At 76.4% G+C, this 26,795-nt stretch carries 22 protein-coding genes; 11 read left to right on the forward strand and 11 right to left on the reverse strand.

The annotated features are described in order from the left end of the window. Positions 1 to 48: 48 nt before the first annotated feature. Complete coding sequence (locus tag Sya03_RS25925; protein ID WP_203941014.1) at positions 49 to 930, reverse strand: DUF6910 family protein; 882 nt, start codon at positions 928 to 930, stop codon at positions 49 to 51. 96 nt (positions 931 to 1,026) lie between these two features. Between Sya03_RS25925 and Sya03_RS25930 the strand changes: the two genes are divergently transcribed. Next, the gene (locus tag Sya03_RS25930; protein WP_203941015.1) at positions 1,027 to 3,300 is read left to right on the forward strand and encodes a putative bifunctional diguanylate cyclase/phosphodiesterase; all 2,274 of its coding nucleotides are present in this window, start codon (positions 1,027 to 1,029) and stop codon (positions 3,298 to 3,300) included. A gap of 222 nt (positions 3,301 to 3,522) precedes the next feature. On the opposite strand, the gene Sya03_RS25935 is transcribed toward Sya03_RS25930, so the two are convergent. Together Sya03_RS25935 and Sya03_RS25940 are read right to left on the reverse strand one after the other, a co-directional pair. Continuing rightward, positions 3,523 to 4,272, reverse strand: coding sequence for an ABC transporter permease (locus Sya03_RS25935; RefSeq protein WP_203941016.1), 750 nt, complete (start codon positions 4,270 to 4,272; stop codon positions 3,523 to 3,525). A gap of 2 nt (positions 4,273 to 4,274) precedes the next feature. Then, complete coding sequence (locus Sya03_RS25940; RefSeq protein ID WP_203941017.1) at positions 4,275 to 5,246, reverse strand: ATP-binding cassette domain-containing protein; 972 nt, start codon at positions 5,244 to 5,246, stop codon at positions 4,275 to 4,277. A gap of 62 nt (positions 5,247 to 5,308) precedes the next feature. Here Sya03_RS25940 and Sya03_RS25945 point away from each other — a divergent pair, with 62 nt between their 5' ends. Continuing rightward, positions 5,309 to 6,283, forward strand: coding sequence for a helix-turn-helix transcriptional regulator (locus Sya03_RS25945; RefSeq protein WP_239107844.1), 975 nt, complete (start codon positions 5,309 to 5,311; stop codon positions 6,281 to 6,283). A 67-nt stretch (positions 6,284 to 6,350) separates the two neighbouring features. Here the strand turns inward: Sya03_RS25945 and Sya03_RS25950 are convergent, their stop codons facing one another. Next, positions 6,351 to 7,130 (reverse strand): ATP-grasp domain-containing protein, encoded by a 780-nt coding sequence (locus tag Sya03_RS25950; protein ID WP_203941018.1) that lies wholly within the window; start codon positions 7,128 to 7,130, stop codon positions 6,351 to 6,353. 108 nt (positions 7,131 to 7,238) lie between these two features. Between Sya03_RS25950 and Sya03_RS25955 the strand changes: the two genes are divergently transcribed. Further along, positions 7,239 to 8,834, forward strand: a complete 1,596-nt coding sequence (locus tag Sya03_RS25955) for a beta-N-acetylhexosaminidase (protein WP_308442166.1) — start codon at positions 7,239 to 7,241, stop codon at positions 8,832 to 8,834. On the opposite strand, the gene Sya03_RS25960 is transcribed toward Sya03_RS25955, so the two are convergent. Continuing rightward, a complete protein-coding gene (locus Sya03_RS25960) occupies positions 8,797 to 10,020 on the reverse strand; it encodes a cytochrome P450 (protein ID WP_203941020.1) in 1,224 nt (407 codons plus the stop codon). The genes Sya03_RS25955 and Sya03_RS25960 overlap by 38 nt on opposite strands. 37 nt (positions 10,021 to 10,057) lie before the next feature. Beyond that, on the reverse strand, positions 10,058 to 11,386 hold the full coding sequence (locus tag Sya03_RS25965) for a GDSL-type esterase/lipase family protein (protein ID WP_203941021.1): 1,329 nt from the start codon (positions 11,384 to 11,386) through the stop codon (positions 10,058 to 10,060). A 242-nt stretch (positions 11,387 to 11,628) separates the two neighbouring features. On the opposite strand from Sya03_RS25965, the gene Sya03_RS25970 reads away from it, so the two are divergent. Continuing rightward, entirely contained in the window at positions 11,629 to 13,833 is a 2,205-nt protein-coding gene (locus Sya03_RS25970; RefSeq protein ID WP_203941022.1) for a M48 family metalloprotease, read from the forward strand. Between the two features lie 228 nt (positions 13,834 to 14,061). After that, positions 14,062 to 14,553 carry a hypothetical protein gene (locus Sya03_RS25975; RefSeq protein WP_203941023.1) on the forward strand — a complete coding sequence of 164 codons (492 nt, stop codon included), beginning with the start codon at positions 14,062 to 14,064 and terminating at the stop codon, positions 14,551 to 14,553. Here the strand turns inward: Sya03_RS25975 and Sya03_RS25980 are convergent. The 4 genes from Sya03_RS25980 to Sya03_RS25995 are packed head-to-tail and all read right to left on the reverse strand — an operon-like array spanning position 14,550 to position 17,770. Next, positions 14,550 to 14,960: a nitroreductase family deazaflavin-dependent oxidoreductase gene (locus tag Sya03_RS25980; protein WP_203941024.1), complete on the reverse strand. Its 411-nt coding sequence runs from the start codon at positions 14,958 to 14,960 to the stop codon at positions 14,550 to 14,552. The two genes, Sya03_RS25975 and Sya03_RS25980, sit on opposite strands and share 4 nt — an antisense overlap. After that, a complete protein-coding gene (locus Sya03_RS25985) occupies positions 14,957 to 15,940 on the reverse strand; it encodes a helix-turn-helix transcriptional regulator (protein WP_203941025.1) in 984 nt (327 codons plus the stop codon). The genes Sya03_RS25980 and Sya03_RS25985 overlap by 4 nt, the downstream gene beginning before the upstream one ends. A gap of 58 nt (positions 15,941 to 15,998) precedes the next feature. Then, positions 15,999 to 17,129 carry a hypothetical protein gene (locus Sya03_RS25990; protein WP_203941026.1) on the reverse strand — a complete coding sequence of 377 codons (1,131 nt, stop codon included), beginning with the start codon at positions 17,127 to 17,129 and terminating at the stop codon, positions 15,999 to 16,001. Positions 17,130 to 17,143: 14 nt separating this feature from the next. Continuing rightward, positions 17,144 to 17,770 (reverse strand): hypothetical protein, encoded by a 627-nt coding sequence (locus tag Sya03_RS25995; RefSeq protein ID WP_239107845.1) that lies wholly within the window; start codon positions 17,768 to 17,770, stop codon positions 17,144 to 17,146. 295 nt (positions 17,771 to 18,065) lie between these two features. On the opposite strand from Sya03_RS25995, the gene Sya03_RS26000 reads away from it, so the two are divergent. From Sya03_RS26000 to Sya03_RS26025, 6 genes are all read left to right on the forward strand, one after another. Beyond that, a complete protein-coding gene (locus tag Sya03_RS26000) occupies positions 18,066 to 20,765 on the forward strand; it encodes a sensor histidine kinase (protein ID WP_203941027.1) in 2,700 nt (899 codons plus the stop codon). Then, entirely contained in the window at positions 20,766 to 21,179 is a 414-nt protein-coding gene (locus Sya03_RS26005) for a roadblock/LC7 domain-containing protein (protein ID WP_203941028.1), read from the forward strand. After that, the gene (locus Sya03_RS26010; RefSeq protein WP_203941029.1) at positions 21,179 to 21,559 is read left to right on the forward strand and encodes a DUF742 domain-containing protein; all 381 of its coding nucleotides are present in this window, start codon (positions 21,179 to 21,181) and stop codon (positions 21,557 to 21,559) included. Before Sya03_RS26005 ends, Sya03_RS26010 begins: the two co-directional genes overlap by 1 nt. Next, on the forward strand, positions 21,540 to 22,133 hold the full coding sequence (locus tag Sya03_RS26015) for a GTP-binding protein (RefSeq protein ID WP_203941030.1): 594 nt from the start codon (positions 21,540 to 21,542) through the stop codon (positions 22,131 to 22,133). The genes Sya03_RS26010 and Sya03_RS26015 overlap by 20 nt, the downstream gene beginning before the upstream one ends. 18 nt (positions 22,134 to 22,151) lie before the next feature. Then, positions 22,152 to 23,204, forward strand: a complete 1,053-nt coding sequence (locus Sya03_RS26020; protein WP_370872145.1) for a lactonase family protein — start codon at positions 22,152 to 22,154, stop codon at positions 23,202 to 23,204. Between the two features lie 192 nt (positions 23,205 to 23,396). Then, positions 23,397 to 25,106, forward strand: coding sequence for a VWA domain-containing protein (locus Sya03_RS26025; RefSeq protein WP_203941032.1), 1,710 nt, complete (start codon positions 23,397 to 23,399; stop codon positions 25,104 to 25,106). Positions 25,107 to 25,575: 469 nt separating this feature from the next. On the opposite strand, the gene Sya03_RS26030 is transcribed toward Sya03_RS26025, so the two are convergent. After that, positions 25,576 to 26,793 (reverse strand): ROK family protein, encoded by a 1,218-nt coding sequence (locus Sya03_RS26030; RefSeq protein ID WP_203941033.1) that lies wholly within the window; start codon positions 26,791 to 26,793, stop codon positions 25,576 to 25,578. Between the last annotated feature and the right edge of the window lie 2 nt (positions 26,794 to 26,795).

Genomic DNA, 26,795 nt, shown 5'->3' on the forward strand with positions numbered 1-26,795 from the left:
CCCGCCCGGCACCCGCTGGGCGGGCCCGGTGACCTTCGTCTCCTCACCTTACGCTAAGTAGTCCCACTCCACCCGCAGAGTCAGCTCGGTCGAGGGGATCTCCGGGTCGTCGGCGTCCACGACCGCGATCAGGCGGGCCCCGCCGGGCCACTCCGCCCGCACCGCCAGGCCCTCGATCTTGTCCGGCACCGGCGCGGTGACCACCAGCGGCGCCGCGCCGTCCGCCGGCAGCAGGGCCAGGGCCGAGCCGGTGACCGGCCCGTCGTCGTACGCGTTCGGGGTGTCCTCGGCGGCCGCGCTGACCAGCACCCCGGGCGCGACGGCCACCGCGTCGGTGACCGCCAGGCCGTCCGCGCCCAGGTCGTACCGGCGGGCCGACCCCACGTCCAGGGTCGCCGCCCGGCCCTCCACGACCGCGACGAGCGACGTCAGGTCCAGGTCGACGCTGGCCGAGGCGACGCCCGCGTGCGCGTTGCCGCGCTGGAACCAGCGCAGCCGGTCGCCGACGCGGCACGCGCCCTCCAGGTTCAGCTCGCCCGCCGGGACGCCCAGCGCGGCGGCGACGGCGCCGTACAGGGCGGTCAGGTCGGCGGCGACCGGCTCCCGGCCCGGGCGGGCCACGACGGCGCGCATCCGGGCCGGCGTCGACCCGGAGCCGAGCAGCAGCACCCCGTCCTCCAGCGGGCAGGCCGCCTCCAGGTCCGGCTTCAGGTGCTTGGTGCCCGCCGCCGCGCTGAACGCGTCCAGCCCCTCGACCGGCGGCAGCAGGCGCACCGGCGTGATCTCGTCCGGGCGCACCCAGGCCGCGACCGTGCCGTCGTCCTGGGCGACGAGCAGCCCGTCGCCGAACGGGCCCACGGCCGACGCGGCCCGCACGGGCTCGCCGGTGGTGAAGCGCAGGGGACGGCGGGACTCCAGCTCGACGCGCATACCGCCGATGTTCCCCTTGCACCCCGCCCGACACCTGCGCGCACCCGGCCGGCAGCCGGGCCCCGCGATCCTTGCGCTGTGGCAAGAATGCGGACCGTGGCGTGGCGGTGGTACCTCACCGCCGGCCTCGCCGTGGTCGGCGCCGGGCCGTTCCTGCCCGAGGTCGTGCAGCAGGCCGGGTACACGGTGCTCGGGTTCAGCGTGCTCGGTGCCGTGACCGCCGGCCTGCGCGTGCACCGGCCGGCGCGGCCGCTGGCGTGGCGGCTGCTGCTCGTCGCGATGACCGTCGTGGTGCTCGCCAACGCCGGGTGGGCCGTCGAGACCGCGCTCGGCGTCGAGGAGCACGGCGTCTCCGTCACCGACGTGGTCTACCTGCTCATGTACCCGCTCATCGCGGCCTGCCTGGCGATCCTGCCCGTGCAGGGCCGGTACGGCTCGCGGTTCGCCGGCATGACCGAGGCCGGGGTGATCACCGCCACCGCCACCGTGCTGACCTGGACACTGCTCATCGACCCCCTCGTGTCCGACACCGGGCGGCTGCCGATCGACGCCGAGGTCGTCGCGTACCCGGTGCTGGACCTGCTGATCCTCGCCATGGTGGTCCGGATGGCGCTGGTCACCGGCATGCGCACCCGCGCGCACCAGCTGATCGCCGGCACCTCCGTGGCGCTGCTGGTCGCCGACACCGTGTACTTCGTCGACGTGGCGGGCGGCGGCGACACCGGCGGCTCGGCGCTGACCGTCGCGGGCTGGCTGCTGGCGAACACGCTGGTCGGGGCGGCGGCGCTGCACCCGTCGATGGCGCGGTTCGGCGCGACCGGCCCGGGCGAGCGCCCGCCGGACCGGCCGGTGTCGCTGCCGGTGTTCGTGCTCCTGGTCCTGCTCAGCCCGGTGCTGACCGCGGTGTCGCTGGTGAGCGAGCTGCGCGCCGGGCAGCTCGGCCTGCTCGACGTGCTCATCCCCACCACCGCCACGATGGTCACCGCCGTGCTGCTGGTGGTGCGGCTCGGCCAGCTGACCGGCGTCGCCCAGCGGCGCGCCGTCGACCTGGAGGCGCTGCGCGGCGAGCTGAGCCACCGCGCCCTGCACGACCCGCTGACCGGGCTGCCGAACCGCACCTCCCTGCAGCAGCGGCTGGCCGAGGGCGGCGGGGCGCTGCTCATGTTCGACCTGGACGGCTTCAAGGACGTCAACGACCGCTACGGCCACCCCGTCGGCGACCGCCTGCTCACCGAGGTGGCCGCGCGGGTGACGGCGCTGGTGCCGGACGGCGGGATGCTGGCCCGGCTCGGCGGCGACGAGTTCGCCCTCGTCGTGCCCGGCGACGACGCCCTGGAGGTGGGCGCCGCGATCCTGACCGAGATGCGCCGCCCGGTCGACGTGCAGGGCCGCCAGCTGTACGCCACCGCCAGTGTCGGCCTGCGCCGGCTGTCCGGCCCGGACGCACCGGCAGCGGACGGCGCGGAGGACGCCGAGGACGCCGAGGACGCGGTCCGCGACGCCGACGTGGCGCTGTACGCGGCGAAGGCGGCCGGCAAGGACTGCCTGGTCGAGTTCGACGACGCGCTGCGCCAGGAGCAGCTGGTCCAGGCCCGTACCCTGGACCGGGTGCGCGGCGCGCTGGCCGTGGGCGCGTTCGTGGTGCACTACCAGCCGCTGGTGCGGCTGCGCGACGAGCGGATCGTCGGCGTGGAGGCGCTGGTGCGCTGGCCCACCGCGGGCGGCATGGTCCCGCCGGACGCGTTCGTGCCGGTGGCCGAGTCCAGCGGGCTGATCGTGCCGCTCGGCGAGTGGGTGCTGCGCCGCGCCTGCCGCGACGCCGCCGCCTGGCACCGGGCGCACGGCACCGGCCTGTCGGTGAACGTGTCGCCGCGGCAGCTCGCCGAGCCGGACTTCGCCGCGGTGGTGCTGCGCGCCCTCGCCGACGCGGGCCTGCCGCCGGCCGCGCTCACCCTGGAGATCACCGAGAACGTGCTGGTCGGCGCCGGCCGCCGCGCCGACCGGGCGGTGGGGCACCTGGTGGAGCTGCGCCGGCACGGGGTGCGGGTGGCGCTGGACGACTTCGGCACCGGCTACTCGTCGCTGGCGTACCTGCGCGACCTGCCCATCGACGAGGTGAAGGTGGACCGGTCGTTCGCCCCCGCGGGCGCGGAGGCGGGCCGCCGGATGCCGCTGGTGCGGGCCATCGTCGACCTGGCGACCGCGCTGGGGCTGAAGACGGTCGCGGAGGGCGTGGAGGACGCGGCGACCGCCGACCGGCTGCGCGGCCTGGGCTGCGACCTGGCGCAGGGCCACCACTTCGCCGGGGCGCTGGAGGCGGGCGACGTGCCCCGGCTGCTGACCGCCACCGGTGCGGCGGTGCCCCGGTGATCCGCCCGGGCCCCCGCTGGCGGACCCGCGCCGGGGTGCGGGTGACCGCCGGGGCGCTGGCCGTCGTCGTGCTGGTGATCGTGCCGGTGGCGCTGGTGCTGCTGGTCGCCGCCGGGCTGCGCCGGCTGCACCGGCTGCGCCGTGGCCCGGCCGCCGCCGGGCCGCCGCCCGCGCCGCGGCGCGACCCGGTGCCCCGGGCCGCGCCGCACACGGTCGGCGCGGTCAGGCGCTGCGCCGCATCGCCCGCACCCCGACCGCCAGCCCGAGCGCCCCGACGGCCACCGCCGCGAGCGCGCCGGTCACGGTCGTCGCGGCGGCAACCTCGCCGTTGAACAGGGCCCGCTCGGCGTCCACCACGTACGTCAGCGGGTTGAACCGGGCCGCGGTCTGCAGCCAGCCGGGGCCGCCCTCGACGGGCAGCAGCATGCCGGCGAGCAGCAGCAGCGGGAACAGCAGCGTCTGCTGCACGGTCCAGAACAGCCACTCCTGGTTCTTGCTGGCCAGCGCCAGCGTGTACGACAGCGCGCCCAGCCCGACGCAGAACGCGGCCAGGACGGCGAGCCCGAGGAGAGCGCCGCCGAGGTGCACCTCGAAGCCGAACGGGACGCACACCGCGACGATGAGCGCGGCCTGCGCGAACATCGGCACGATCTCCTTCAGCGCGCGGCCGACGAGCAGCGCGGGCCGGCGCAGGGGGGTGACGAGCATCCGCTCGTGCGACCCGGTCTGCATCTCGAACAGCAGGTTCGAGCCGGTCATCGAGGTGCCGAACAGGCAGGACATGACGACGATGCCGGGCACGAACCATTGCAGGGCGGAGCTGCCGTCGGGGGTGTCGGGCAGCAGCGGCGCGAACAGCGCCAGGAAGAACAGCGGCTGCACCATGCTGAACACGATGGACGCCGGGTTGCGCAGCACGGGCCGCAGTTCGCGGCTGAAGACGGTGACGGTGTCGGCGGCGAACGTGGTCATGGTCAGGCCCCCACGAGGTCGAGGTCGGCGGCGACCGGCGCGCCCTCGCGCAGGCTGCGGCCGGTGAGGTTGAGGAAGACGTCGTCGAGGGTCGGGCGGGACACCTCGACCGCGGCGACGGTGACGCCGTCGGCGCGCAGGTCCGCGAGCAGGCCGGGCACGAGCGCGGGGGCGCCGGGCACGGCGATGTGCAGGGTGCGGCCGCCGCGGGTGACGGTCGCGGCGGGGACCCGGGCGGACAGCGCCGCCGCGCGGTCGGCGTCCGCGCCGGTGGCGAGCGTCAGCACGACGCGGTCGCCGGCGTGCACGGCCTTGAGCCGGTCGGGGGTGTCGTCGGCGACGATGCGCCCGTGGTCGACCACGATGACCCGCTCGGCGAGGGAGTCGGCCTCGTCGAGGTAGTGGGTGGTCAGCAGGATCGTGGTGCCGTGCTCGCGGCGCAGCGCGACGATGTGCTCCTGGAGGTTGGCGCGGTTCTGCGGGTCGAGGCCGGTGGACGGCTCGTCGAGGAACAGCAGCCGCGGCGCGTGGATGAGCCCCATCGCGATGTCCAGGCGGCGGCGCTGCCCGCCGGACAGCGTCGAGACGGTGCGGTCGGCGACCTCGCCGAGCCCGAGCGAGTCGATCAGCTCGGCGGCCCGGGCGCGGGCGGCGCGCACCGTCAGCCCGTACGCGCGGCCCTGGCTGATCAGCTCGTCGCGGCCGCGCTGGCTGTGCGCGGCGCCGTTGCCCTGCCCGATGTAGCCGATGTGCTGCCGCACCTGCCGCTGCTGGCGGGTCACGTCGAACCCGGCGACGCGGGCGGTGCCGGACGTCGGCGGGATCAGCGTGGTGAGCATCCGCAGCGTCGTGGACTTGCCGGCGCCGTTCGGGCCCAGCAGGGCGACCAGCTCGCCCTCGGCCACCCGCAGGTCGATGCCGTCGACCGCCCTCACGTCCTTGAAATGCCTGGTCAGCTCGTGCGTCTCAATCATGGTTCCCACGCTAGAGTTGGTTGCGGCCACTTCCTGACCTCAATGCGGGAGACCCTGTCGTCATGGCGAACACCAGTGCGCGGATGCTGCGGCTGCTCTCCCTGCTCCAGACGTACCGGTACTGGCCCGGTGGCGAACTGGCCGGCCGCCTCGAGGTCAGCCCGCGCACCCTGCGCCGCGACGTCGACCGGCTGCGCGAGCTCGGCTACCCGGTCGCCGCCGCGCGCGGCGTGGCGGGCGGCTACCAGCTCAAGGCCGGCGCCGCCGTGCCGCCGCTGCTGCTCGACGACGAGGAGGCCGTGGCCATCGCGGTCGGCCTGCGCAGCGCCGCCGCCGGCGCCGTCGCCGGCCTGGAGGAGACGTCGGTACGGGCACTCAGCAAGGTCATCCAGCTGCTGCCGCCGCGGCTGCGCAAGCGCATCGACGCCCTTCAGGCGGTCACCACCCCCGCCGTGTTCGGCGGCGGCCCCACCGTCGACGCGAACACGCTGACCACCATCGCCCAGGCCACCCGCGGCGAGGAGCGGCTGCGGTTCGCCTACGCCCCGCGCGACGGCGAGCCCGCCACCCGGCACGTCGAGCCGCACCGGCTCGTGCCGCTCGGCCGCCGCTGGTACCTCGTCGCCTGGGACCTGGAACGCGGCGACTGGCGCTCGTTCCGCGTCGACCGGCTCACCGCCCCGCAGCTCACCGGGGCCCGCTTCCGCCCCCGCGACCTGCCCGGCGACGGCGACCCCGCCACCTGGCTGCGCGAACGCCTCACCCTCGTGCCGCAGCGCTACGAGGTCTCCGTGGTGATCCAGGCCCCGGCCGAGCGGGTGCGCGCCGCGGTCGGCCAGTGGAGCGTCGTCGAGGAACTGGACGCCGGCTCCTGCCGGATGCTGATGAGCACCGACTCGCTCGACTGGCCCGTCATGGCCGTCGGGGTGATCGGCGCGGAGGTGCGCGTGGAACGCCCCGCCGAGCTGGTCGACCGGATGCGCGACGTCGCGGCGCTGCTCACCCGCGCCACGCGGGCGGACCCGGCGGCCGGCTAGACCATGTCGTACGTGGACACCGCCGGCACCCGGGTGACGGGCCGTGATGCGGCGGTGAAGCCGGCGATCACCGACCGGCGGCCGCCACCAGCGCCGCGAACAGCACCGCCGGGTCCGCGACGGACGGCAGCTCGCTGACCTGCCCGTCACCCACCTCGACCACCCGCCAGACCCCGTCGGCGCGCAGCGCCAGGTCGGTGGTCACGAAGCGGCAGCCCAGCTCCCGCACCAGCGGCGCGACGTGGCCCAGCGGCGGCTCGGGCACCTCCGGCGGGCCGTCCGGGTGCGGGCCGGTCAGCACCGGCTCGCCGTCCAGCCACCACACCCGCACCTCCGGGCCGGTGAACGACTCGAAGGCGCGCACCACCACGTTGCCGGCGAGGAAGTCCTCCTGCCGCTCGGCGAACGTCGCCGCCACCGCGGGCAGCCGCCCGGCGTCCGGGGCGAAGCACGCCGAGTCCCACTCGTGCTTGCGGGACTTCACGTAGTCCTTGACGACGAACGGCCCGTCGCCGAGCGCCGCGGCGGCGGCCGGCAGCCCGGCCAGCGGCGCGCCCGGCGGCAGCCACACGCTCGCCGGGGTCACCGCCGCGAACACCGGGTACCAGCCGGGCAGCTCGTGCGCCCGGCGGTACATGTCCGGTGTGGTGCACAGCTCGAACGGCAGGGCCGCGTACCGCTCGGGCGTCAGCATCCAGCCGCGGTACCAGGCCGGTTCGGCGGCGCCGGGGGCCGAGTCGAGCAGTACCCGGGCGCCCGCCTCGCGGGCCGCGTCGGCCTCGGCGCGGAAGTGCTCGTCAACTCGGCGGGGGCGCAGCGGATCGGCGGGGAAGACGACGGCGGTCATCCGGCCATGATCACCGACGGTGCCCGGATCGTCCACGGGGCGGTGCACAATCGGGCAACTTTGTTTAAAGTCGTGTGCCGGGCGTCACGAGCGAGAGGCGGGCCTGCTGTGCGCGTACCCCTGACGAGGTTGGCCCTCACCGCGGTGCTGGCGGTGCCCGCCCTCGTGGCGTGCTCCGCCGACGAGCCCGCGCCCGCCGGCGCCGGCGGCGGGGCGGCGGCCGCGGCGATGTCGCTGGACGCCGTGGTGCCCGTCCCGGCCGAGGTGACGCCGCGCGACGGCGCCGGGTTCCGGCTGACGGCCGACACGCGGATCCGGGCCGAGGAGGCCGCCGCCGACGGCGTCGCCCGGCAGCTGCAGGCGGCGCTGCGGCCGTCCACCGGGTTCGGGCTGGTCATCGGCACCGGCGGGCCCGAGAACGCGATCACGCTGACGCTGGACGCGGACCGGTCGGTCGGCCGGCAGGGCTACGAACTGGACATCGCCGCCGACCGGGTGACGCTGCGGGCGCGCACCGGCGCCGGGCTGTTCGCCGGGGTGCAGACCATCCGGCAGCTGCTGCCGCCGCGCGTCGACGCCGACACCCTGCAGCAGGCCGAGTGGGTGCTGCCCGGCGGGCGCATCGTCGACCGGCCCCGGTTCGAGTACCGCGGGGCGATGCTCGACGTGGCCCGGCACTTCCACGCGCCGGACGAGATCAAGGCGTACATCGACCTGATCGCCCAGTACAAGATGAACCACCTGCACCTGCACCTCAGCGACGACCAGGGCTGGCGCATCGAGATCGAGGCCTGGCCGGAGCTGACGAAGAGGGCGGGCGGCGCGGGCACCGGCGTCGACGGCGAGGGCCCCGGTTTCCTGACCAAGCAGGACTACAGCGACCTCGTCGCGTACGCCGCCGAGCGGCACGTCACGATCGTGCCCGAGATCGACCTGCCCGGGCACACCAACGCCGCGCTGTCCACGTACCCGGAGCTGAACTGCGACGGCACCGCGCCCGCACCGCGCACCGACACCGAGGTCGGCTACAGCTCGCTGTGCGTGTCGAAGGAGGTGACGTACCGGTTCGTCGAGGACGTCGTCAAGGAGATCGCCGCGCTGACGCCCGGCCCGTACCTGCACATCGGCGGCGACGAGGCCAAGGCCACCACCGACGAGCAGTACGGCACGTTCATGAAGCGGGTGCTGCCGCTCGTCGCGAAGTACGGCAAGACGCCCGTCGGCTGGCACGAGATCGCCGCCGTGCCGCTGCCCGACGACGCCGTCCCGCAGTACTGGGGCACCGAGCCCGAGCAGCCGGACACCGCCGCGGCCGCCGCCGCCGGCAACCGCATCCTCATGTCGCCCGCCAACCGGGTCTACCTCGACATGAAGTACGACAAGTCGACCGAGCTCGGCTTCGACTGGGCGGCCCGCATCGAGGTCAAGGACGCCTACGACTGGGACCCGGCGCGCCGCCTGGCCGGCGTGGGGGAGCGCGACATCCTCGGCGTCGAGGCGCCGCTGTGGTCCGAGACGCTGCGCACCCTGGACGACATCGAGTTCATGGCGTTCCCGCGGCTGCCCGCGATCGCCGAGCTGGCCTGGTCGCCGCAGGCCGAACGCGACTGGGACACGTTCCGCGGGCGGCTGGCCCAGCAGGGCCCGCGCTGGGAGGCGCAGGGCGTCAACTTCTACCGCTCGCCGCAGATCGACTGGAAGTGACCGCCCCGGCGCGCCGGGGCACGACGACCACGCCGTCGGCCGGCCGGGCCGGGATGCGCCGCAGCGAGATGCCCAGGTCCTGCGGAGGCAGGTCGTAGTCCAGCGCGGCCAGCCGCCGCACCAGCGCCGTCAGCACCGCGACCGTGATCTGCTCGCCCGGGCAGCGGTGGCCGGTGCGCGGGTCGCCGCCGCCCTGCGGGATCAGCTCGGTGGCGCCGACCGGACGGCCGACGAAGCGCTCCGGACGGAACGCGAACGGCTCCGGCCACAGTGTCGCGTCGTGGTTCTGGCCCCACAGGTCCAGCAGCACCATCGAGCCGCGCGGGATCGCCACCCCGCCGAACTCCAGGTCCGCCACCGCCCGGCCGCCCACGAACGGCGCGAACGGGTAGAACCGCCGGACCTCGTGCGTGAACGCCGTCGCGAACGCCTCGTCGGCCAGCCGGGGCCGCAGCTCCGGGCGCAGCGTCAGGGCGTGCGCCGCGAACGCCACGAACCAGCAGATCGCCACGGTCGGCCGGATCACGTTGAGCAGCTCGACGGCGGCCACCCGCGGCGGCAGCAGGCGGCCGTCCGCCTCCCGGTGCCAGGCCATCGTGTCCACGGCCGTCGTGCCGCCCGGGTGCTCCCGCGCCCGCTCCACCAGCGCCGCGAACCGCCGCTCCAGCCGGCCCCGGGCCCGCCGGGCGCGCCAGTGCCGCGGCCCCGCCGTGGCGAAGCCGTCCACCAGCGACGTCAGGTCCCGCGCCAGGCCGGGGCCGTCCGGCACCCCCGTCCACGCGCACACCCCGCGGGTGACGACCCGCGCGGCCTCGTCGATCAGCACCGTCGGGCCGTCCCAGCCGGCGGCCGCGTCGTCCCATGCCGCGGTCACGTGCCGCACCAGGTCGCCGACGCCGTCGCCGGTCAGCAGCGACACGAACAGGTGCTTGCGCCGCCGGTGGTGCGCCCCGTCGAGGGAGTGCACCGAGTCCTTGCCGAACAGCGTCCCGCGGAGCGGCTCGGGCAGCGCGCCGGAGCGCCGCACGTGCGCCTCGTCGTAGAAGAAGCGCACCGCGTCCGGCCCGCACAGCGCCGTGGCGCGCAGGCCCGCCAGCCGCAGCGGCACCGGGCCGCCGCCGCGGGCGCGGCGCCGGTCCGGCAGGAACGCGTACCCGTTCAGGGCCAGGTCCAGGGCGTCGTCCATGGGCAGAGCGTTTCCCGCGCCCGGGCGCGCAAACCTGCTAGAGGATCGAGAGGTCGATCGCGTCCGCGATGGCCCGGTAGCCGGCGTCGCTCGGGTGCAGCCAGTCGCCCGTGTGCAGGCCGTCGCGCATCCGGCTCGGGTCGTCCGGGTCGCGCACGGCGGCGTCCGCGTCGACGAACCCGTCGAACAGCTCGCCCGCCCGGATCCGCTCGTTGACCTGCTCGCGCACCCGCTCCCGCTCCTCGGTCCACAGGTCGGTGCCGCCGATCGGCAGCAGCGTCGAGCCGATCACCCGCACGCCCTGGCCGTGCGCGGCGGCGACGATCCGCTCGTAGCCGGCCCACACGTCCGCGGCGTCCGGCTCGTCGGTGTGCCGGATGTCGTTGATGCCCAGCATCAGCACCACCGTGCGGGTCGCGGGCGGCTCGGCGATGTCGCGTTCGGCCCGGTCCACGCCCGGGCGGCCGCGCTTGTCGTCGCCCGCCGCGGCGCGGGCGCTCTCGGCGACGTCGCCGTCGCCGCTCTCGACGCGCTCCTCGCCGTCGCCCTCGCCCTCGCCGTCGCCCCAGTCGGCGTCGTCGGCGTCCGGCAGCAGCAGGTTGCCCGAGATGCCGCTGTTCACCACCGCCAGCCGCTGCGGCGCCGCCTCCAGCCGGTCCGCCAGCACGTCCGGCCAGCGCCGGTCCTTGCCGAACGTCGAGCCGTGCCCGTCGGTGATCGAGTCGCCGAACGCCACCACCGTGCCCGTCGCGCCCGAACCCGCCACGTCCACCCCGGTCAGGTACCACCACGACGTCGACGTGCGGTCGAACGCGTCCGACGACTCGTCCGCGGCGTGGTCGCCCTCCGCCGCGTACTGGGTGCGCAACGCCAGGATGTGCCGCGACGCCCGCGGCGGCGGGTCCGGCACGTGCACGCTGACGGCCAGCGTCGCCCCGTCCGCCACCTCGAACGGCACCGGGTCGCTCACCACCGAGCCGCCGTCCGGCACGTCCACCGTCAGGTTGCCGCCGAACGTCACCGGCGCCGCCGGTCCGCCCAGCCCGCCGGCGCCCTGCGGGTCGGCGAGCGCCACCGTCACCGGGCCGAACTCCGCCTCGTCGCCGCCGAACGCGTTCGACAGCCGCAGCCGCACCGCCGAACCGCCCACGCTGAGGCGCACCACGTTGCGCACCGTGTACGGGCCGTCGCCGAAGTCGCCGCGGTCGCCGTCCGACATCGGCGCAGCCCAGGCGCCCACCCACTGCGGCGGCGCGGGCACCGCCGCCGCCGACGGGGACGGCCCCGGCCGGTTGTACTGGGTCGCCACGGCGACCGCCCCGAGGAGCGCGGCGACCGTCATGACCACGACGCGCCGCAGACCCATCGCCTCCCCGGACCCATAGATTTCGCTTAAATCTTGCCGCGCCGCCACCGCCGGATCCAAGGCCGGATTCGCGCGGGCCCGACCCCCGCGCCGCGCCCGGCGGCGTGTCCGGGCAGCTCACGGCCGCCTCGTGGGCCGTCCGGCCGGGGTACGGGTTCACCCGGTCGGGCGGATGTTCCGGCCCGGGGCGGACTCTAGGGTGGGGTGGGTCTCGGGCGTCCGAGCCGGAGGGAGAGCGAGCGATGCCGACAGCCCTGCGGGGCCGGCTGGCGGTCCTGCTGCTCGCCGGGTCCTTCGTCGTGGCGGGCGCCGAGCTGCTCGTCGTCGTCGCCGTCGTGTTCGCCCTGCTCCAGTGGCTGCCCACCGGCCACGCCGTCGCCGTCGCGGTGCCGCTGTGCATCGCGCCCGTCGGCGCCCTCGCGTACGCGCTGCGCCGCGCCCTGCACGTCCGGCACGCCGCCGTCGCCGGGGTGCCCGTCACCCGCGCCGACGCCCCGCGGCTGTGGTCCGAGGTGGACGAACTGGCGGCCGGCGCGCAGGCCCGCACCCCCGACGCGCTCACCGTCGTCGCCGACGCCACCGTCACCGTCGTCGAACGCAGCCGCCTGCTCGGCCTGCTCGGCGGGCGCCGCGAACTCGTCGTCGGCCTGCCCGTCCTGCAGGCCCTGGACGTCGACCACCTGCGCGCCCTGCTCGCCCACGAGCTGGCCCACGACTCCCGCCTCGCCGGCCGCGCCCGCCCGGCCGTCTGGCGGGGCCGCCACGCCCTCGACCGCTCCGTCGCCCGCACCGGCCCGCGCAACGTGGCCGCCTGGCCCCTGCGCGGCTACGCCCGGCTCGTCCACACCGTCAGCGCCCCGGTCCTGCACGCCCACGAACTCGCCGCCGACCGCTACGCCGCCCGCGCCGCCGGCCCCCGCGCCGCCGCCGAGGCCCTACGCGACCTGCCCATGCTCGTCGCCGCCCAGCAGCTGTTCCACGCCGAATACCTGGGCCCCGGCTGGCAGGCGGGCCACGTCCCGGACGACGTGTTCGGCGGCCTCCTGCGCATGCTCGCGGCCCGCGCCGACGACCTCGCGGCGTGGCGCGCCACCATGCCCGACGACCCGGACACCACCCACCCACCCCTGACCGAACGCCTCGCCGCCCTCACCGCCACCCCACCGAACCCGGTCCCGCCGCAGCCCACCGCCCCGGCGGAGCAGCCGGTCCCGGCGCCGGCGCCCGCCTCCGCGCCCGCCGTTCCCGCGCCTGCCGGCTCCGCCGGCGCCTCCGCTCCCGCGGCCACCCCCGCCGCCGCGCCTGCTCCCGCCACCGCGCCCACTTCCGCGGCCGCCGCCGCGCCCGCTTCGGGCGGCTCCGCCGCCGCGCTCGGGCAGGAGGCAACGGCGCCCGCCTCGGCGCCCGCGCCAACCGGCCCCGCGGTCGCCGCCGGCACGGTCGCCGCTCAGGCCGCACACCCGACCGCCGGGGCCGCCCCCTCGACCGCCGGGGCCGCTCCCTCCACCCCATCCACCCCCGCCGCCGCGGGCGGCGGGAATCCCGACGGGCGGTGGCCGGCCGGGCAGCTCGTGCCCGACCTGCCCGGGCTCGGGCTCGCGGTGCAGGCCATCGCGTTCCCGCCGCACGGGCGGACCGCGCTGTCGTGGGACGAGTTCTTCGGCGCCGCCCGTACCGCCGAGATGGAGCGCGAGGCCGACGGCGCGTTGCAGGCGGTCGGGCGGGTGATCGGCGGGCCCGTCGCCGGGCTGGCCGGGGCGCTGGAGCTGGCCGAGGGTGACGCGCTCGTGCCGTCCGTCCGCAAGGTGTTCCCCGACCTCGACCCCGACGCGGCCACCGCGCGCGCCGCGGAGCTGGTCACCCTGCTGCTGGCGCTGGCCGCGCTGGGGTCCGGCGCGGCCCGGTGGCGGCACAGCTGGACCGGCGCGGCCGAGCTGGTCGCCGCGGACGGCGGGCCGCTGGACCTGGCCGAGCTGGCCGACCTGGCGGTGCGGCCGGACGGGGCGGACAAGCTGCGCCGGCGGCTCGCCGAGCTGGGCATCGACCCGGCGCCCGCGCCGGTCAGCCCGCCGGCGGGCGGCGCGGTCGTCGGCGGCCTGGTCAACCTGGCCGTGGACGGGGCGCGCGCCGACCTGCTGATCCTCGACACGGGCCTGGTGCTGGTGCCGGGGCTGCCGCGCACCCGGGCGGGCGAGGCGCGGCCGCGGCTGGCGCGGCTCGCGGCGGCGGGGGACGCGGCGCGGCTGGCCGAGGTCCCGGGCACCCGGTTCGTGCCGTGGGCGGAGCTGGCGGGCGGGCAGCGGACCCGGCGGACGCCGCGGGCGTACCGGCTGGACCTGCGGGCCGGCGGGGCGTTGCAGGTCAGGGCGGGCCTGGACGTGGCCGAGCTGGCCGCCGGGTGGGCCGCGCTGGAGGACGCGGTGGCGTTCGTGAATCGCCCGCGCTGAGCAGGTCACCGACAGGTGTCGATCCGGCCACGGCCGGCTGACCGCTGAACTGTTGGCGGCTCTCGTCCGTTCGTCTCTATTGAGGGTCTGATTCGTGACGAAGGGCAGAACGGGTCGTCACTTTCGGTCATGATGGGCGGGCGGAGCGTCGCTTACCTTCCTGTCTTCCGGGGTACGGGTAGGCCGACCGCAACGAGCGGGATCGACCACGTCGGGGGAGGTGGGGTCATGGAGCGAGGCCCCCTGGCGCTGTTCGCGGCCATCATCGCGGTGGGCCTGGGCCCGGCGCTGTGGGTCGGCGCCCAGCTCGGCACCATCCCGGCGAGCCCGCCGAGCCCGATCACCAGCGTCGTGGGCGACGAGGCGGCGCAGGCGCCCGGCGGCGGCGCGGCCGCGCCGGAGGAGGTGGTCCCGGCGGACCTGGGCCCGACCAGGCGCACCGCCGGCAACGGCGACGCGGAGATCCGGCCCCAGCGCAGCGCACCCCGGCCCACGACGCCCAGCGCGGTGAGCACGACCCCGCCGGTGGTCCCGACGCCGTCGTCGAAGCCGCCCACCACCCCGCCCGTCGAGGTGACGGACGACCCGGCGACCCCGGACCCCACGGGCAGCGCGGACGCCACGCCGGGCGCCCCGGCGACGGTGACGCCGGCCGTGGAGGGTTCGCCGCTGGTGCAGTCGAAGCCCACCCCGGGCGTCCTCGTCGAGGCGGCCCGCTAGCGGGTCAGCGCCACGACCGGGATGCGCCGGCCGGCCCTGGCCGCGTGGTCGGCGAAGAACGGGTGGCCGGCGACGATCCGCTCCCACGCCGCGTCGTGCTCGGCGCCCGTCAGCGGGGTGGCCGTCCCCGCCCACCGCTCGCCGTCCACCTCGACCGTCACGCGCGGGTCGGCGACCAGGTTGTGGTACCAGTCCGGGTGCCGCGGGGCGCCCGCGTTGGAGGCGATGACGAGCAGCCGGTCGCCGTCGCGCACGTACATCATCGGGGTGACCCGGTCCGCCCCGGTGCGGGCGCCGGTCGTCGTGAGCAGCAGCAGCGGCCGCTCGCCGAGGCGTCGCCCGGCGGCGCGGAACTCCTCGATCAACGCCGCGTTGTACGCGTGCTGGTCGGCGGGCAGGGTGCTCATGCGTCCTCCGTGGGGTAGAGCGCGGCCAGCTCGCGGGCCGTGCCGGCGAACATCGCGCGCAGCGACGCGGGCGCCAGGACCTCGACCTCGGCGCCCAGCTTGAGCAGTTCGATGTGGCCGTGCCGGTCCGACTCGATCGGCACCTCCGTCTCCAGCCAGCCGTCGGGCCCGGGCGGCCCGGCGGCGGCGCGCGCGCCGCGGCTCATCTCGGGCGGGAAGACGTAGCCCATCCGCTCCAGCGCCGCCGCGGTCATCCGCACCCGGGCGGTGCCGCGGTAGACGCTGCTCTCGTACCGGTCGGCCCACTCCCGCCAGAAGGCGGCCAGGTCGAACCCGGCGGGCCGGTCGGCGGGCGCGTCGAGCGGCTCGGCGTCGAGGACGGCGGCGACCCGGTACGCGGTGACGCGCTCGCGGGACACGGCCACCAGGTACCAGCGGCCCGCCTTGAGGACCACGCCGAGCGGGTGCAGGGTGCGGGTGACCTCGCGCGGGGTCTTCCACCGCCGGTAGCGCACCTGCAGCTGCCGCCCGGACCACACGGCGTCGGCCACGGTCGCCAGGTGCGGGGTGGGTTCGGCGGCCCGGAACCAGCCGGGGGCGTCCAGGTGGAACCGGTCGCGCAGCCGGCCGGCGCGGGCGCCCAGCTCGCCGGGCAGCGCCGCGCGCAGCTTCAGCTCGGCGGCGGCCAGCACGGACCCGAGGCCCAGCTCGGCGGCGGGGCCGGGCATGCCGGCCAGGAACAGGGTCTCGGCCTCGTCGGCGGTCAGGCCGGTCAGCCGGGTGCGGTAGCCGTCGAGCAGCTGGTAGCCGCCGGCCGGGCCGCGGTCCGCGTACACCGGGACGCCGGCGGCGCCGAGGGACTCGACGTCGCGGTAGACGGTGCGGACGGAGACCTCGAGCTCGTCGGCGAGCGCCTGCGCCGTCATACGCCCGCGGGTCTGCAACAGCAGCAGCAGCGAGACGAGCCGGGACGCGCGCACACCGGGCACGGTACCGGGAGATGCTGACAGCGACTGTCAGCATCTCCCGGCGGGGGTGTCACAGGGCGAGCAGGCGGTCCAGGAAGTCCCGGTAGCCGCGGATGCGCACCCGCAGCGCCTCGGTGTCGGAGGCCTCGGTGCCGCTCAGCTTCGACCGCTGCTCCTTCAGCGCCGCGGTCAGCGCGTCGACGGCCTCGTCGACCAGGGACGCGGCCTCGTCGGCGGCGGCCTTCGGGTCGTCGACGAAGCGCAGCTGCACATCGCGCCAGCGGTCCTTGAAGCTGCTCGGGTCGGCGAACAGCGGGCCGACCTCGGGGCCGCCGCCGGGCTTGGCGGCGTCGGTGGCGGCGAAGGTGCGCGCCTCACCGCCCGGCGCGACGACCACCGGGTCGGAGAACGTGCCGCCGTCCTCCAGGACGCCGTCGTCGGTGCCGGTGCCGGCGGGCCGGTCGGTGGTGGTGCCGCCGAAGGCGGCGGCGGTGGGGACCGGCTCGGCGAACGGCCGCCCGTCGGTGCGGTCGGCGTCGTCGGCGGTGTGGTCGTCGCCGCGGCGCTCGCCGAGGGCGGGCTCCTCGAAGCCGGACGGCCGGCCCTGGGCGGCGTCGCGGTCGGCCTCCCGGTCGGCTTCCCGGTCGGCTTCCCGGTCGCGGTCGGTGTCGATGCTCACCGGGCCGGGGGCGTCGGTGGCGTGGGCGCCCGCGACCGGCACGTCGAGCCGGTCGGTCTCCCGGTCGGTGTCCCGGTCGGGGTCCAGGGTGGGGTCGGTGGTGGTGTCGTGGTCGCGCAGGTCGCCGGGGTCGGCGGCGCCGGCGGTCGGCGGGGCGCCCGCCACCACCGGGTCGTCGAAGGTGCCGCGGTCGGTGAGGGCGTCACCGGGCTTCCGGTCGGAATCGTCCCGGTCGGCGGCGTCGCGGTCGGTGAGGGCGTCACGGTCGCGGTCGGTGTCGCGGTCGGCGTCCGGGCCCGGCGCGGCCGGGGTGCCGGTCAGGTCGCCGGCGCGGGCCTGCTCCTCGACGGCGTCCTCGCCGTGCCGGGGGCCCTGCGCCCACGGGGAGGCGGGCCGCTGCTGGGGGACGGGCACCGGGTCGGAGGCCACGTGCCCGGGGGCGTCCTCGGAGGTGCCGCGGTCGTCGCGGTCCCGGTCGTCGTCGCGGTCGGTGGTGTCGCGATCGTTCGTGAAGAAGCGCATCGGGGGGTCCTTCCTCACCGGCCGGCGGAGCCGGCGATGTCGGGGCGGGCGGGGTCGGGACGGGCGCCGTCGTCGGTCGACTGCTGGCGGGGAAGGTCCGTGGACTGCACCGGCTCCTCGCCGAGCAGGTCGGCGACCAGGGCGCGGTAGTGCACCAGGGCCTGGCGCAGGTCCTCGGTGGTGGCCTCACCGCGGTCGTTGCGCTCGCTGATCTCGTGCGCGTCACGGTAGTGGCCGAGCGTGCGGGCGTGCTCGACGGACAGTGTGGCGAGCTGGTCGTCGTACGAGCCGGTGGGGTAGCCGCGCTCGGCGATCAGGCGGGTGACGAGGGCGTCCGCGGTCCGGACGGCGTCGGCGGGCTCGTCGACGAAGCGGACCTGGACCTCCTCCCAGGCGGCGGAGTACCGCGCGCGGGACTCGGCGGACAGCGGCTTGAGCTCGAGCTCGGCGTGGCGGCTCTGCCGCTCGCGCAGCTCCTGCTCGGCGGCGCCGCGGTCTTCCTTCTCGGCGACCACCCGGTCGTATTCGGGGCCGAAGGTCTTCTGCAGCGATCGGCGCCGGGCGACGCGCGCCGCCACGGCCGCGATCAGCAGGACGGCGAGGATCACCACGATGAGGACGACGATCTGCGTGGATGTCATGGGTGCCTCCTTTCCCGTCTGTAATGCCACGCAACCGAGATCGTCAATCCGGACCCCCGGGCGAACTCGTTCCGGGCCGAAAGTCGACTGATTCCAGAAAACGCGGGGACGGGGCGTTTCGCCGACCGTGACCCGGGCCGCCGGCACGTCGTCGAGCGGCCGGCGGGTCCTCAGTGGACGAACCGCCGGGCCACCGTCCGGTTCGGACCGGGCATGTGATCGATCGGCTAGTGCCGATCGCCACGATTACGTATCCTGCTCCGAGCGCGCGCTCCCCGTGACGGACGAGGTCTGGATGCACACCCGAAACTGGTCGATCCGGTCGAAGATCCTCTCGCTGGTCGCGGCACCCCTGGCGGCCCTCGTCGCGCTCTGGGTCTTCGCCACCGTCCTGACCGTCGGGCCCGCGCTCAACCTGCTGTCCATCCAGACGCTGCTCGACACGGTCGGCCACCCCGGCGAGGTGCTCATCGCCGAGCTGCAGCGCGAGCGCCGGCTGTCGACCGTCTACCTGTCCGACGACGACCGCGACGGCGCCGACCTGGGCCGGCAGCGCGCGGGCACAGACCGGGCGGTCGCCGACTTCCGCCGCACCGCCGCCGGCGAGGACGCCCGCGACGCCGCCGAGCCGGTGCTGACCGGGCGCATCGACGCCGTGCTCACCGCGCTGGACGCGCTGCCCAGCGCCCGCGGCTACATCGACCGGCGCGAGGTCGACACCGCCGGTGCGCACAACCTCTACACCGCGTTCATCGAGTCGGCGTTCCGGATGTTCTACAGCGCGGCCACGTTCAACGAGCCGGCCATCGACCGCAACATCCGCGCCCTGACCACCATGGGCCGGGCCCGCGAGACGCTCAGCCAGGCCGACGCCGTGCTGGCCGGGGCGTTCACCACCGGGCGGCTGACCGCCGCCGACCACGCCCGGCTGGTGGAGATCCTCGGCGTCGCCGACTTCCTGTACGCCGAGGGCCAGGCCGACCTGCCCGACGTCGACCGCGCGACGTTCGACCGGCTCGCCGGGCAGGGCGCCTTCGCCCGCCTCGACCAGCTGCAGGCCACCATCGTCGCGGCCGGGTCCGGGCCGGTGCCCATCGGCCAGGCCGACTGGGACGCCGCGTACGGCACCGTCGTGCAGCAGGTTCGCGACTTCGAGCTGACCGCCACCGACTCCCTCGACAACCGGGCCATGCCGGTCGCCGTCGGCATCCTGCTGCGGCTGGCCGCCGCGGCGCTGCTCGGCCTGCTCGCCGTCGTCGTCTGCGCGCTGGTGTCGCTGCGGGTCGGCCGCTCGCTGATCGGCCGGCTCACCGGCCTGCGCGCCGCCGCCCTCGACCTGGCCGGCAACCGGCTGCCCGCCGTCGTCGGCCGGCTGCGCCGCGGCGAGACCGTCGACGTCGCCGCCGAGGCGCCGCCGCTGGAGTACGGCGCCGACGAGATCGGCCAGGTCGGCAGCGCGTTCACCGAGGTGCAGCGCACGGCGGTGCAGTCGGCGGTCGACGAGGCCGCCCTGCGCCGCGGCCTGAACGAGGTCTTCCTCAACATCGCCCGGCGCAGTCAGGCGCTGCTGCACCGGCAGCTCGCGGTGCTCGACACGATGGAGCGGCGCGCCACCGACCCGGCGGAGCTGGAGGACCTGTTCCGCATCGACCACCTCGCCACCCGCATGCGGCGGCACGCGGAGGACCTGGTCATCCTCGCCGGCGCCAAGCCGGGCCGCGGGTGGCGCAACCCCGTCCCGGTCGTGGACGTCGTCCGCGGCGCCATCAGCGAGGTCGAGGACTACAAGCGCATCGACATCACCGCCGTGCAGGACGCGGCGGTGGCCGGGCGCGCCGTCGGCGACGTCATCCACCTGCTGGCCGAGCTGCTGGAGAACGCCGCGTCGTTCTCGCCGCCGCACACCCGGGTGCACGTCGCCGGGCAGGCCGTGCCCAACGGGTACGCCATCGAGATCGAGGACCGCGGCCTGGGCATGCCCGCCGAGGCGCTGGAGGACGCGAACCGCGCGCTGCTGGAGCCGCCCGCCTTCGACCCGTCGGACAGCGCCCGGCTGGGCCTGTTCGTCGTGGCGCAGCTCGGCGCCCGGCACGGGGTGCGGGTGCAGCTGCGCTCGTCGCCGTACGGCGGGGTGACCGCGGTGGCCCTGCTGCCCCTGGCACTGGTCACCGTCGGCGGCGGCCGCACCGCCCTGACCGCCGCCCCGACGTCGGCGTCGCCCGCCTCACCGGCCTCGCCCGCGCCCGCGTCGGTGTCGCCGGCGTCGGCCCGGCCCGGCGACGTCATCGACCTGGCCGGGGTGCGGGTCCGCCCCGAGATCCCCGGCCCGCGCCCGCCCGCCGACGACGAACCCGCCGCGGACCTCCCGTCCCGGCGCCGCACCGCCCCCGCCGAACCCAACGCCGACGGGCTGCCGCAGCGCCGCCGCGTCGAGGCCGCCGCCGCGCCGGCCGAGCCGCCCGCCGCCGGCGCCGCGGCCCCGCGCACCCCGGACGAGGTCCGCTCGCTGATGAGCGGGTTGCAGGCCGGCACCCGCCGGGGCCGGCTCGACGCCACCGGCGACCTGGCCCCCGCGGCCGCCGCGCTGCGGCCGGCCGGGGCCGACGACGTGCCCGGCCACGAGCCGGGCGGGCCGGCGGACCCGCCACCGGCGGACCGGCAGGAGCAGGACACCCCCGGACCCGGCCCGCGGACAGGCGAGCCGGCCCCCGGGCCTTCACCCGGGGCCGCGCCCGGAGCCACATCCGGGGCCGAGCCCGGCGCCGCACCCGGGGCCGCAGCGGGGGAGCCGGACGGGCGGGACGCCGACTGGGCGGCCGCCTGGGCCGGGACGGGCTGGGCCGAGGCCGTCACGGCGCCGTACCCGGTCGCCGCCACCGCCGACCAGCCGGCCGCCGCGCACCCCGCGGCCCACCCGGCGGCCGCGCCCACCGTCCACATCGGCGAGATCCTGCCGGCCAGACCACACAGCAGCGACACGGAGAGGGACGGCTAGGTGCCCCAGACGACCAAGCAGACCGACAACCTGAACTGGCTTCTCGACGACCTGGTGGGGCGCGTCCCGGCGGTGCGGCAGGGCGTCGTCCTGTCGGCCGACGGGCTGCTCATGGGGCGCTCGGGCGGCCTCGACCGGGGCGACGCCGAGCACCTGTGCGCGATGGCGTCCGGCTTCCAGAGCCTCGCCAAGGGCGTCAGCCGGCACTTCCGCGCGGGCGACGTGCGGCAGACCGTGATCGAGATGGACGAGGCGTTCCTGCTCGTCACCGCCGCCGGCCAGGGCGCCTGCCTGGCGGTGCTCGCCGAGAGCGACGCCGACCTGGGGCTCGTCGCCTACGAGATGGCGATGCTCGTGGTGCGCGTCGGCCAGATCATGGACGCGCCGCCGCGCGCCCTGCCCGAGGCCGGCTGATGCGCTCCGACCGGCCGCCGGTGCGCGACCACGCCTGGCTGGACTCCGACGCCGGCCCCGTCGTCCGCCCGTACGCGGTGACACAGGGTCGGGTGTCGACGACGACCCGTATCGATGTGGTGGCGTACGTGGTGGCCACCGGCGGCAAGGCCTCCATGGCCCGGCTGCAGCCCGAGCACCACGCCATCGTCAAGGCGGCCCGCCGCCCCGTCCCCGTCGCCGAGCTCGCCGCCCGCATCGACCTGCCGCTCGGCGCGATCCGGGTACTCCTCGGTGATCTCACATCGGCGGGTCTGATATCCCTTTACGAACCTCCCGCGGCCACCCGGTCGCGCAACGACGTGCTGAAGGCGGTGGTCCATGGACTCCGGGGGCGCTGAGCGGGACCCTGGCGTGCGCGTGCCGCTCGCACTGAAGATCCTGATCGCCGGTGGGTTCGGGGCCGGCAAGACCACGTTCGTCGGCTCCGTGAGCGAGATCCGTCCCCTGCAGACGGAGGAGGTGCTCACCGCCACCGACGGCGCCGACGACACCTCCGGCGTGGAGGACAAGGCCACCACCACCGTCGTCATGGACTTCGGCCGCATCACGATCACCGAGGACCTGCTGGTCTACCTGTTCGGCACGCCCGGCCAGGAGCGGTTCCGGTTCCTGTGGGACGAGCTGGCCGACGGCGCCCTCGGCGCGGTGGTGCTGGCGGACACCCGGCGGCTCGCCGACTGCTTCCCGTCCGTGGACTACTTCGAGCGCCGCGGCACCCCGTTCGTCGTCGCGGTGAACTGCTTCGACGAGGAGATGCGCCACGGCGTCGACGCGGTGCGCCGCGCCCTCGACCTGGACCCGCACGTGCCCGTGGTGCTGTGCGACGCCCGCGACCGCCAGTCGGCCCGCGCCGTGCTCATCGAACTGGTCGAGTACGTGGCGGCGCGGCAGACCCCGGCCAACGCGTTCTGACCGGCCGCGTCTGCTTGGATCGCAGGTGTGGGCGTACACGGTGCTGAACTGATCTTTGTCGGCTGTTACACCGGCGATGCCGGCGACGGCGAGGGCGTCGTGCTGCTGCGGCGCGACCCGGCCACCGGCGCGCTGAGCCGCGCCGGGGTCGCGGCCCGCACCCCGTCGCCGTCGTTCCTGGCCCGGCACCCGCACCTGCCGGTGCTGTACGCGGTGAACGAGCTCACCGAGGGCACGGTCAGCGCGTGGACCGTCGACGCGGACGGCGGCCTCACGCCGCTCGCCGTGCAGCCCACCGGCGGCGCGCACCCGTGCCACCTGGCGGTCACCGCCGACGGCCGGCACCTCGTCGCCGCGAACTACGGCTCCGGCAGCGTGGCGGTCCTGCCCCTGGACGCCGCGGGCGCGCCCGGCGAGCGCACCGACCTGGTGCGCCACGAGGGCGCGGGCCCGGTGGCCGACCGTCAGGAGGGCCCGCACGCGCACATGGTGGCGCCGGACCCCGACGGCTCCGGCCTGCTCGCCGTCGACCTGGGGGCCGACCGTGTCTTCCGGTACGTGCTCGACCCGGTGTCCGGCCGGCTGACCGCGCCGCAGACCCCGCTCGCGGCCGAGCCCGGCAGCGGCCCGCGGCACCTGGCCCGGCACCCCGACGGCACCCTGTACGTCGTCGCCGAGCTGGCCGCCACGCTGACGGGCTGGCGCGTCGACCCGGCCACCGGCGCGCTCGCGGCCGGCGAGGCGCGCCCCACGAGCGACGGCCCCGGCCCGGTCTACCCGAGCGAGCTGGCCATCGGCCGGGACGGGCGGTTCACCTACGTCGCCAACCGCGGCCCGGACACGGTCGCCGTGTTCGACGACGAGCGCCGGGTGGCCGAGGTGCCGACCGGCGGGACGTGGCCCCGGCACCTCGCGCTCATGGGGGATCACCTCTACGTAGCGAACGAACGGTCACATTCCGTAGTCGCCTTCGCGCTGGGCGCCGAGGACGGCGTGCCCCGGGCCCTCGGTGAGCCGACGCCGCTGCCGAGCCCGACCTGCGTCCTGCCCTGGGTGCCGGCGGCCCGGTGAGGCTCCCCTCATATCGACGGTGAGAGATGGATCCATCACGGAACGTCGTGTGAGTGTGCCGGTTCGGGGATCTGAGTAACTTTCATCCGAACGTATATGGCGTCATCGACCATCGGTGCGCAGTATTGACGGGTGCCAGGCCGTCATCGCAGAAATCTCAACCTCCGGGGAGCCGGTGTTGTCGCAGCGGCGATGGCACTGGTCGTGGTCCTCGCGGGGTCATGGCTGGGCTACCAGCAGCTGAACAAGCCCGCGTGCACCGGCTCCGTGCGGCTCACCGTCGCCGCCGCCGCCGAGATCGTCCCGGCGATCCAGAGCACCGCGGCCTCCTGGGAGGCCGGCGGGGCCAACGTCGCCGGCACCTGCGTGAAGGTCGACGTCTCGTCGATCAACCCGGCCACCATGGCCGCGGCCATCGCCAGCCAGCACGGCGTCACCCTCACCGGCCTCGGCCAGGGCAGCGGCGCGATCCGGCCGCCCGACGTCTGGATCCCCGACTCGTCGACCTGGCTGCTGCGCCTGCGCCAGGAGGCGCCCGGCTTCGTGCCCACCGACGGCCGCTCCATCGCCAACAGCCCCGTCGTCGTCGCCATGCCCGAGCCCGTCGCCCAGCGCGTCGGCTGGCCCGACAAGAAGCTCGGCTGGACCGACCTGCTCCAGCAGATGAGCACCGGCACCGGCCTGCGCACCGGCATCGTCGACCCGACCCGCGACGCCGCCGGCCTCGCCGGCCTGCTCGCGCTCGGCCAGGCCACCGGCGGCTCCGCCGGCGGCGCCGCCGCGCAGAACGCCGCCACCGGCGCCCTGCGCACTCTCGCCCAGGCCAGCAGCGCCCTGCGCGACGACCTGCTGGAGAAGTTCCCCCGCTCCACCGACCCGGCCGACATCGCCTCGGCGCTCAACGCGGCGCCGCTGTCCGAAGAGGACGTCGTCGCGTACAACGCCGAGCAGCCGCCGATCAAGCTCGCGGCGCTCTACCTCGACCCGGCCCCGCCCGCGCTGAACTACCCGTTCGCCGTGCTGCCCGAGGCCGACGCGCCCCGCCAGGCCGCCGCCGACGGCCTGCACACCGCCCTGTCCTCCGCCGCGTTCCGCGACGCCCTCGCCGGCCGCGGCCTGCGCGCCGCCGACGGCTCCACCGGCGCCGGCTTCGCGGCTCCCGCCGGCGCCCCGGCCGCCAGCCCGTCCGTGGCCGCCTCCAGCGCCCCGCCGTCCGGCGGCGCCGCGGCCGGCGGCCCCGACGCGGGCGCCATCAGCCGTGCGCTGGGCAGCTGGGCGGCCATCACGCTGCCGGGCCGCGTCCTCGCCGTCTTCGACGTCTCCGGCTCGATGCTCACCACCGTCCCGAGCGCCCGCAACGCCACCCGCGCCCAGGTCACCCAGGCCGCGGCCCGCCAGGGCCTGTCCCTGTTCGACGACAAGTGGGCCGTCGGCGTGTGGCTGTTCTCCACCGAGCTCAGGGGCAAGCAGGACTGGCGCGAGATCGTCCCGATCAGCCCCCTGTCCGCCAAGCGCGCCGAACTGGAGGCGTCGGTCGCCCAGATCGTCCCCAAGCGGGGCGGTGCGACCGGCCTCTACGACACGCTGCTGGCGGCGTACAAGAACGTCCAGGAGACGTGGCAGGGCGGCCGCATCAACTCCGTCATCCTCTTCACCGACGGCAAGAACGAGGACGCCGACAGCATCTCCCGCGGCGCCCTCATCAGCGAACTGACGAAGATCAAGGACCCGAACCGCCCCGTCCGCGTCGTGATCATCGGCATCGGCGGCGAAGTCGACCGCAAGGAGCTCGAGGCCATCGCCGAGCCCACCGGCGGCGGCGTCTTCACCGTCGAGGACCCGGCCCGCATGGGCGAGATCTTCCTCGAGGCCATCTCGACCCGCAGCGGCGCCAGCCGCTAGCCCGCACCGGCACTGCCGGGGCCCGTCGCAACGTCCTGCGACGGGCCTCGCCATGTCCCGACCACTCCGCGTGCACGCCGTTCAGCGCCCTCCGCCGCGCCACCCACTGCCCGCGCCACCCACTGCCCGCGCCACCCACTGCCCGCGCCACCCACTGCCCGCGCCACCCACCGCCCGCGCCGTGCGCCGCGCTGCGCGCTGGCCGCGCCGCTGCGCCGTCGCCACATCCGCGCGTTCGCGCTTCGCTTGTGCGCTGCGGCCCCGAGCCGCGCCCTCGTGCGCCGGGCTGCCGCGCCCCTTGCCGCGCCTCGCGGCCCGGCGGCTGCGCGGACCCGCGGCCTCGCACTCCGCGCGTCGCAGCCCCCACGGCTGGCCCCTGGCCGCGGCCCCTTACGCACGTCCGCCGGCCGTGCACCCTGCCTTGCCCAGCGCCCGCCAGCCGTGCCGCGAAAGGGGTGGCCCGGCCTGGTCAGCGGCGGGAGAGCCAGGTGGCCGGGTCGTCGCGGATGGTGCGGATCACCGAGTCCCCGGCCCCCGTCACCGCCGCCGACGGCCCGAGGGTGGCGGCCTGGATGGTGACCGGGGTCCACGCCGCCGTCAAGACGCGACGGGCGATCTCCAGGTTGACGCCGTCGTGGAGCCAGGGGAGCAGCGGAGCGTAGCTGCCGCCCAGGATGACGGTGTCGACGTCGAGGAGGTTGACCACCGTGGACACCGCCGTGCCCAGGGCGGTGGCGGCGCCGGCGAGGGCGGTCAGGGTGGTGGCGTCGCCGGCCGCCGCCCAGGCGGCGAGGGTGGCGAGGGACTCGTCGGGGCGGCCGGTGAGGGGGACGCCGGCGGCGCGGAGGATGGCTTCCTGGCCCGCGTACTGCTCCAGGCAGCCGCGGGCGCCGCAGCGGCAGGCCGGGCCGTCGGGGTGGACGGGGATGTGGCCGATCTCGCCGCTGAAGCCGCGGACGCCGCGGAACAGGGCGCCGTCGACGACGATGCCGGCGCCGATGCCGATCTCGCCCGAAATGTAGACGAACGTCGGGGTGCCGGGGGTGGCGTGCAGTTCGCCGAGGGCGGCGAGGTTGGCCTCGTTGTCGACGGTGAGGGGGATGTCCTTGAAAGTGGTGGCGCGGCGCAGTAGGGCGATCGGGTCGACGTCGCGCCAGTCGAGGTTGGGGGCGACCTTGACGAGGTCGCCGGTGACGAGGCCGGGGACGGCCAGGGCGCCGCCGGCGATGGTGAGGCCGTCGGTCCCGGCGCGGGTGAGGGCTTCGCCGGCGAGGCGGCTGAGGTGTTGCAGGGTGCGGTCGGCGCCTGCCGGGCGCTGGTCGAGGTGGCGGACGACGCGGTGGCGGACGTGGCCGGTGAAGTCGACGACGGCGGCGGACAGGTAGTCGACGTTGACCTCGAGGCCGAGGCCGGCCGGGCCGTCGGGGGAGAGGGCGAGGCCGACGGCGGGGCGGCCGGCGCCGGCGCGGGGGGCCGGGGTGAGTTCGGTGAGCAGGGTGCCGGCGACCAGGTCGTCGACGAGGGCGGAGACGGTGGCGCGGGTGAGGCCGGTGGCGGCGGCGATGGCGGCGCGCGACGGCGGGGTGGCGGCGCCGGCGACGTGACGCAGGACCAGGGCGAGGTTGTGGGCCCGGACGCCGGCCTGGCGCACCGGCGCGCCGCGCGGGTTCAGGAGCCGGGCGTGCACCG

This window comes from Spirilliplanes yamanashiensis, from assembly GCF_016863475.1.
GTDB classification, from domain to species: Bacteria; Actinomycetota; Actinomycetes; order Mycobacteriales; family Micromonosporaceae; genus Spirilliplanes; species Spirilliplanes yamanashiensis.

Excerpts from the sequence above, each read along its gene's own strand:
- Sya03_RS26025 (WP_203941032.1), top strand. The coding sequence starts at position 23,397 with ATGGCACTGGTCGTGGTCCTCGCGGGGTCATGGCTGGGCTACCAGCAG.
- Sya03_RS26000 (WP_203941027.1), top strand. The coding sequence starts at position 18,066 with ATGCACACCCGAAACTGGTCGATCCGGTCGAAGATCCTCTCGCTGGTC.
- Sya03_RS25965 (WP_203941021.1), bottom strand. The coding sequence starts at position 11,386 with ATGGGTCTGCGGCGCGTCGTGGTCATGACGGTCGCCGCGCTCCTCGGG.
- Sya03_RS25945 (WP_239107844.1), top strand. The coding sequence starts at position 5,309 with ATGGCGAACACCAGTGCGCGGATGCTGCGGCTGCTCTCCCTGCTCCAG.
- Sya03_RS25960 (WP_203941020.1), bottom strand. The coding sequence starts at position 10,020 with ATGGACGACGCCCTGGACCTGGCCCTGAACGGGTACGCGTTCCTGCCG.
- Sya03_RS25925 (WP_203941014.1), bottom strand. The coding sequence starts at position 930 with ATGCGCGTCGAGCTGGAGTCCCGCCGTCCCCTGCGCTTCACCACCGGC.
- Sya03_RS25975 (WP_203941023.1), top strand. The coding sequence starts at position 14,062 with ATGGAGCGAGGCCCCCTGGCGCTGTTCGCGGCCATCATCGCGGTGGGC.
- Sya03_RS25995 (WP_239107845.1), bottom strand. The coding sequence starts at position 17,770 with ATGACATCCACGCAGATCGTCGTCCTCATCGTGGTGATCCTCGCCGTC.
- Sya03_RS26010 (WP_203941029.1), top strand. The coding sequence starts at position 21,179 with ATGCGCTCCGACCGGCCGCCGGTGCGCGACCACGCCTGGCTGGACTCC.
- Sya03_RS25970 (WP_203941022.1), top strand. The coding sequence starts at position 11,629 with ATGCCGACAGCCCTGCGGGGCCGGCTGGCGGTCCTGCTGCTCGCCGGG.
- Sya03_RS26015 (WP_203941030.1), top strand. The coding sequence starts at position 21,540 with ATGGACTCCGGGGGCGCTGAGCGGGACCCTGGCGTGCGCGTGCCGCTC.
- Sya03_RS25990 (WP_203941026.1), bottom strand. The coding sequence starts at position 17,129 with ATGCGCTTCTTCACGAACGATCGCGACACCACCGACCGCGACGACGAC.
- Sya03_RS25980 (WP_203941024.1), bottom strand. The coding sequence starts at position 14,960 with ATGAGCACCCTGCCCGCCGACCAGCACGCGTACAACGCGGCGTTGATC.
- Sya03_RS25940 (WP_203941017.1), bottom strand. The coding sequence starts at position 5,246 with ATGATTGAGACGCACGAGCTGACCAGGCATTTCAAGGACGTGAGGGCG.
- Sya03_RS25950 (WP_203941018.1), bottom strand. The coding sequence starts at position 7,130 with ATGACCGCCGTCGTCTTCCCCGCCGATCCGCTGCGCCCCCGCCGAGTT.
- Sya03_RS25935 (WP_203941016.1), bottom strand. The coding sequence starts at position 4,272 with ATGACCACGTTCGCCGCCGACACCGTCACCGTCTTCAGCCGCGAACTG.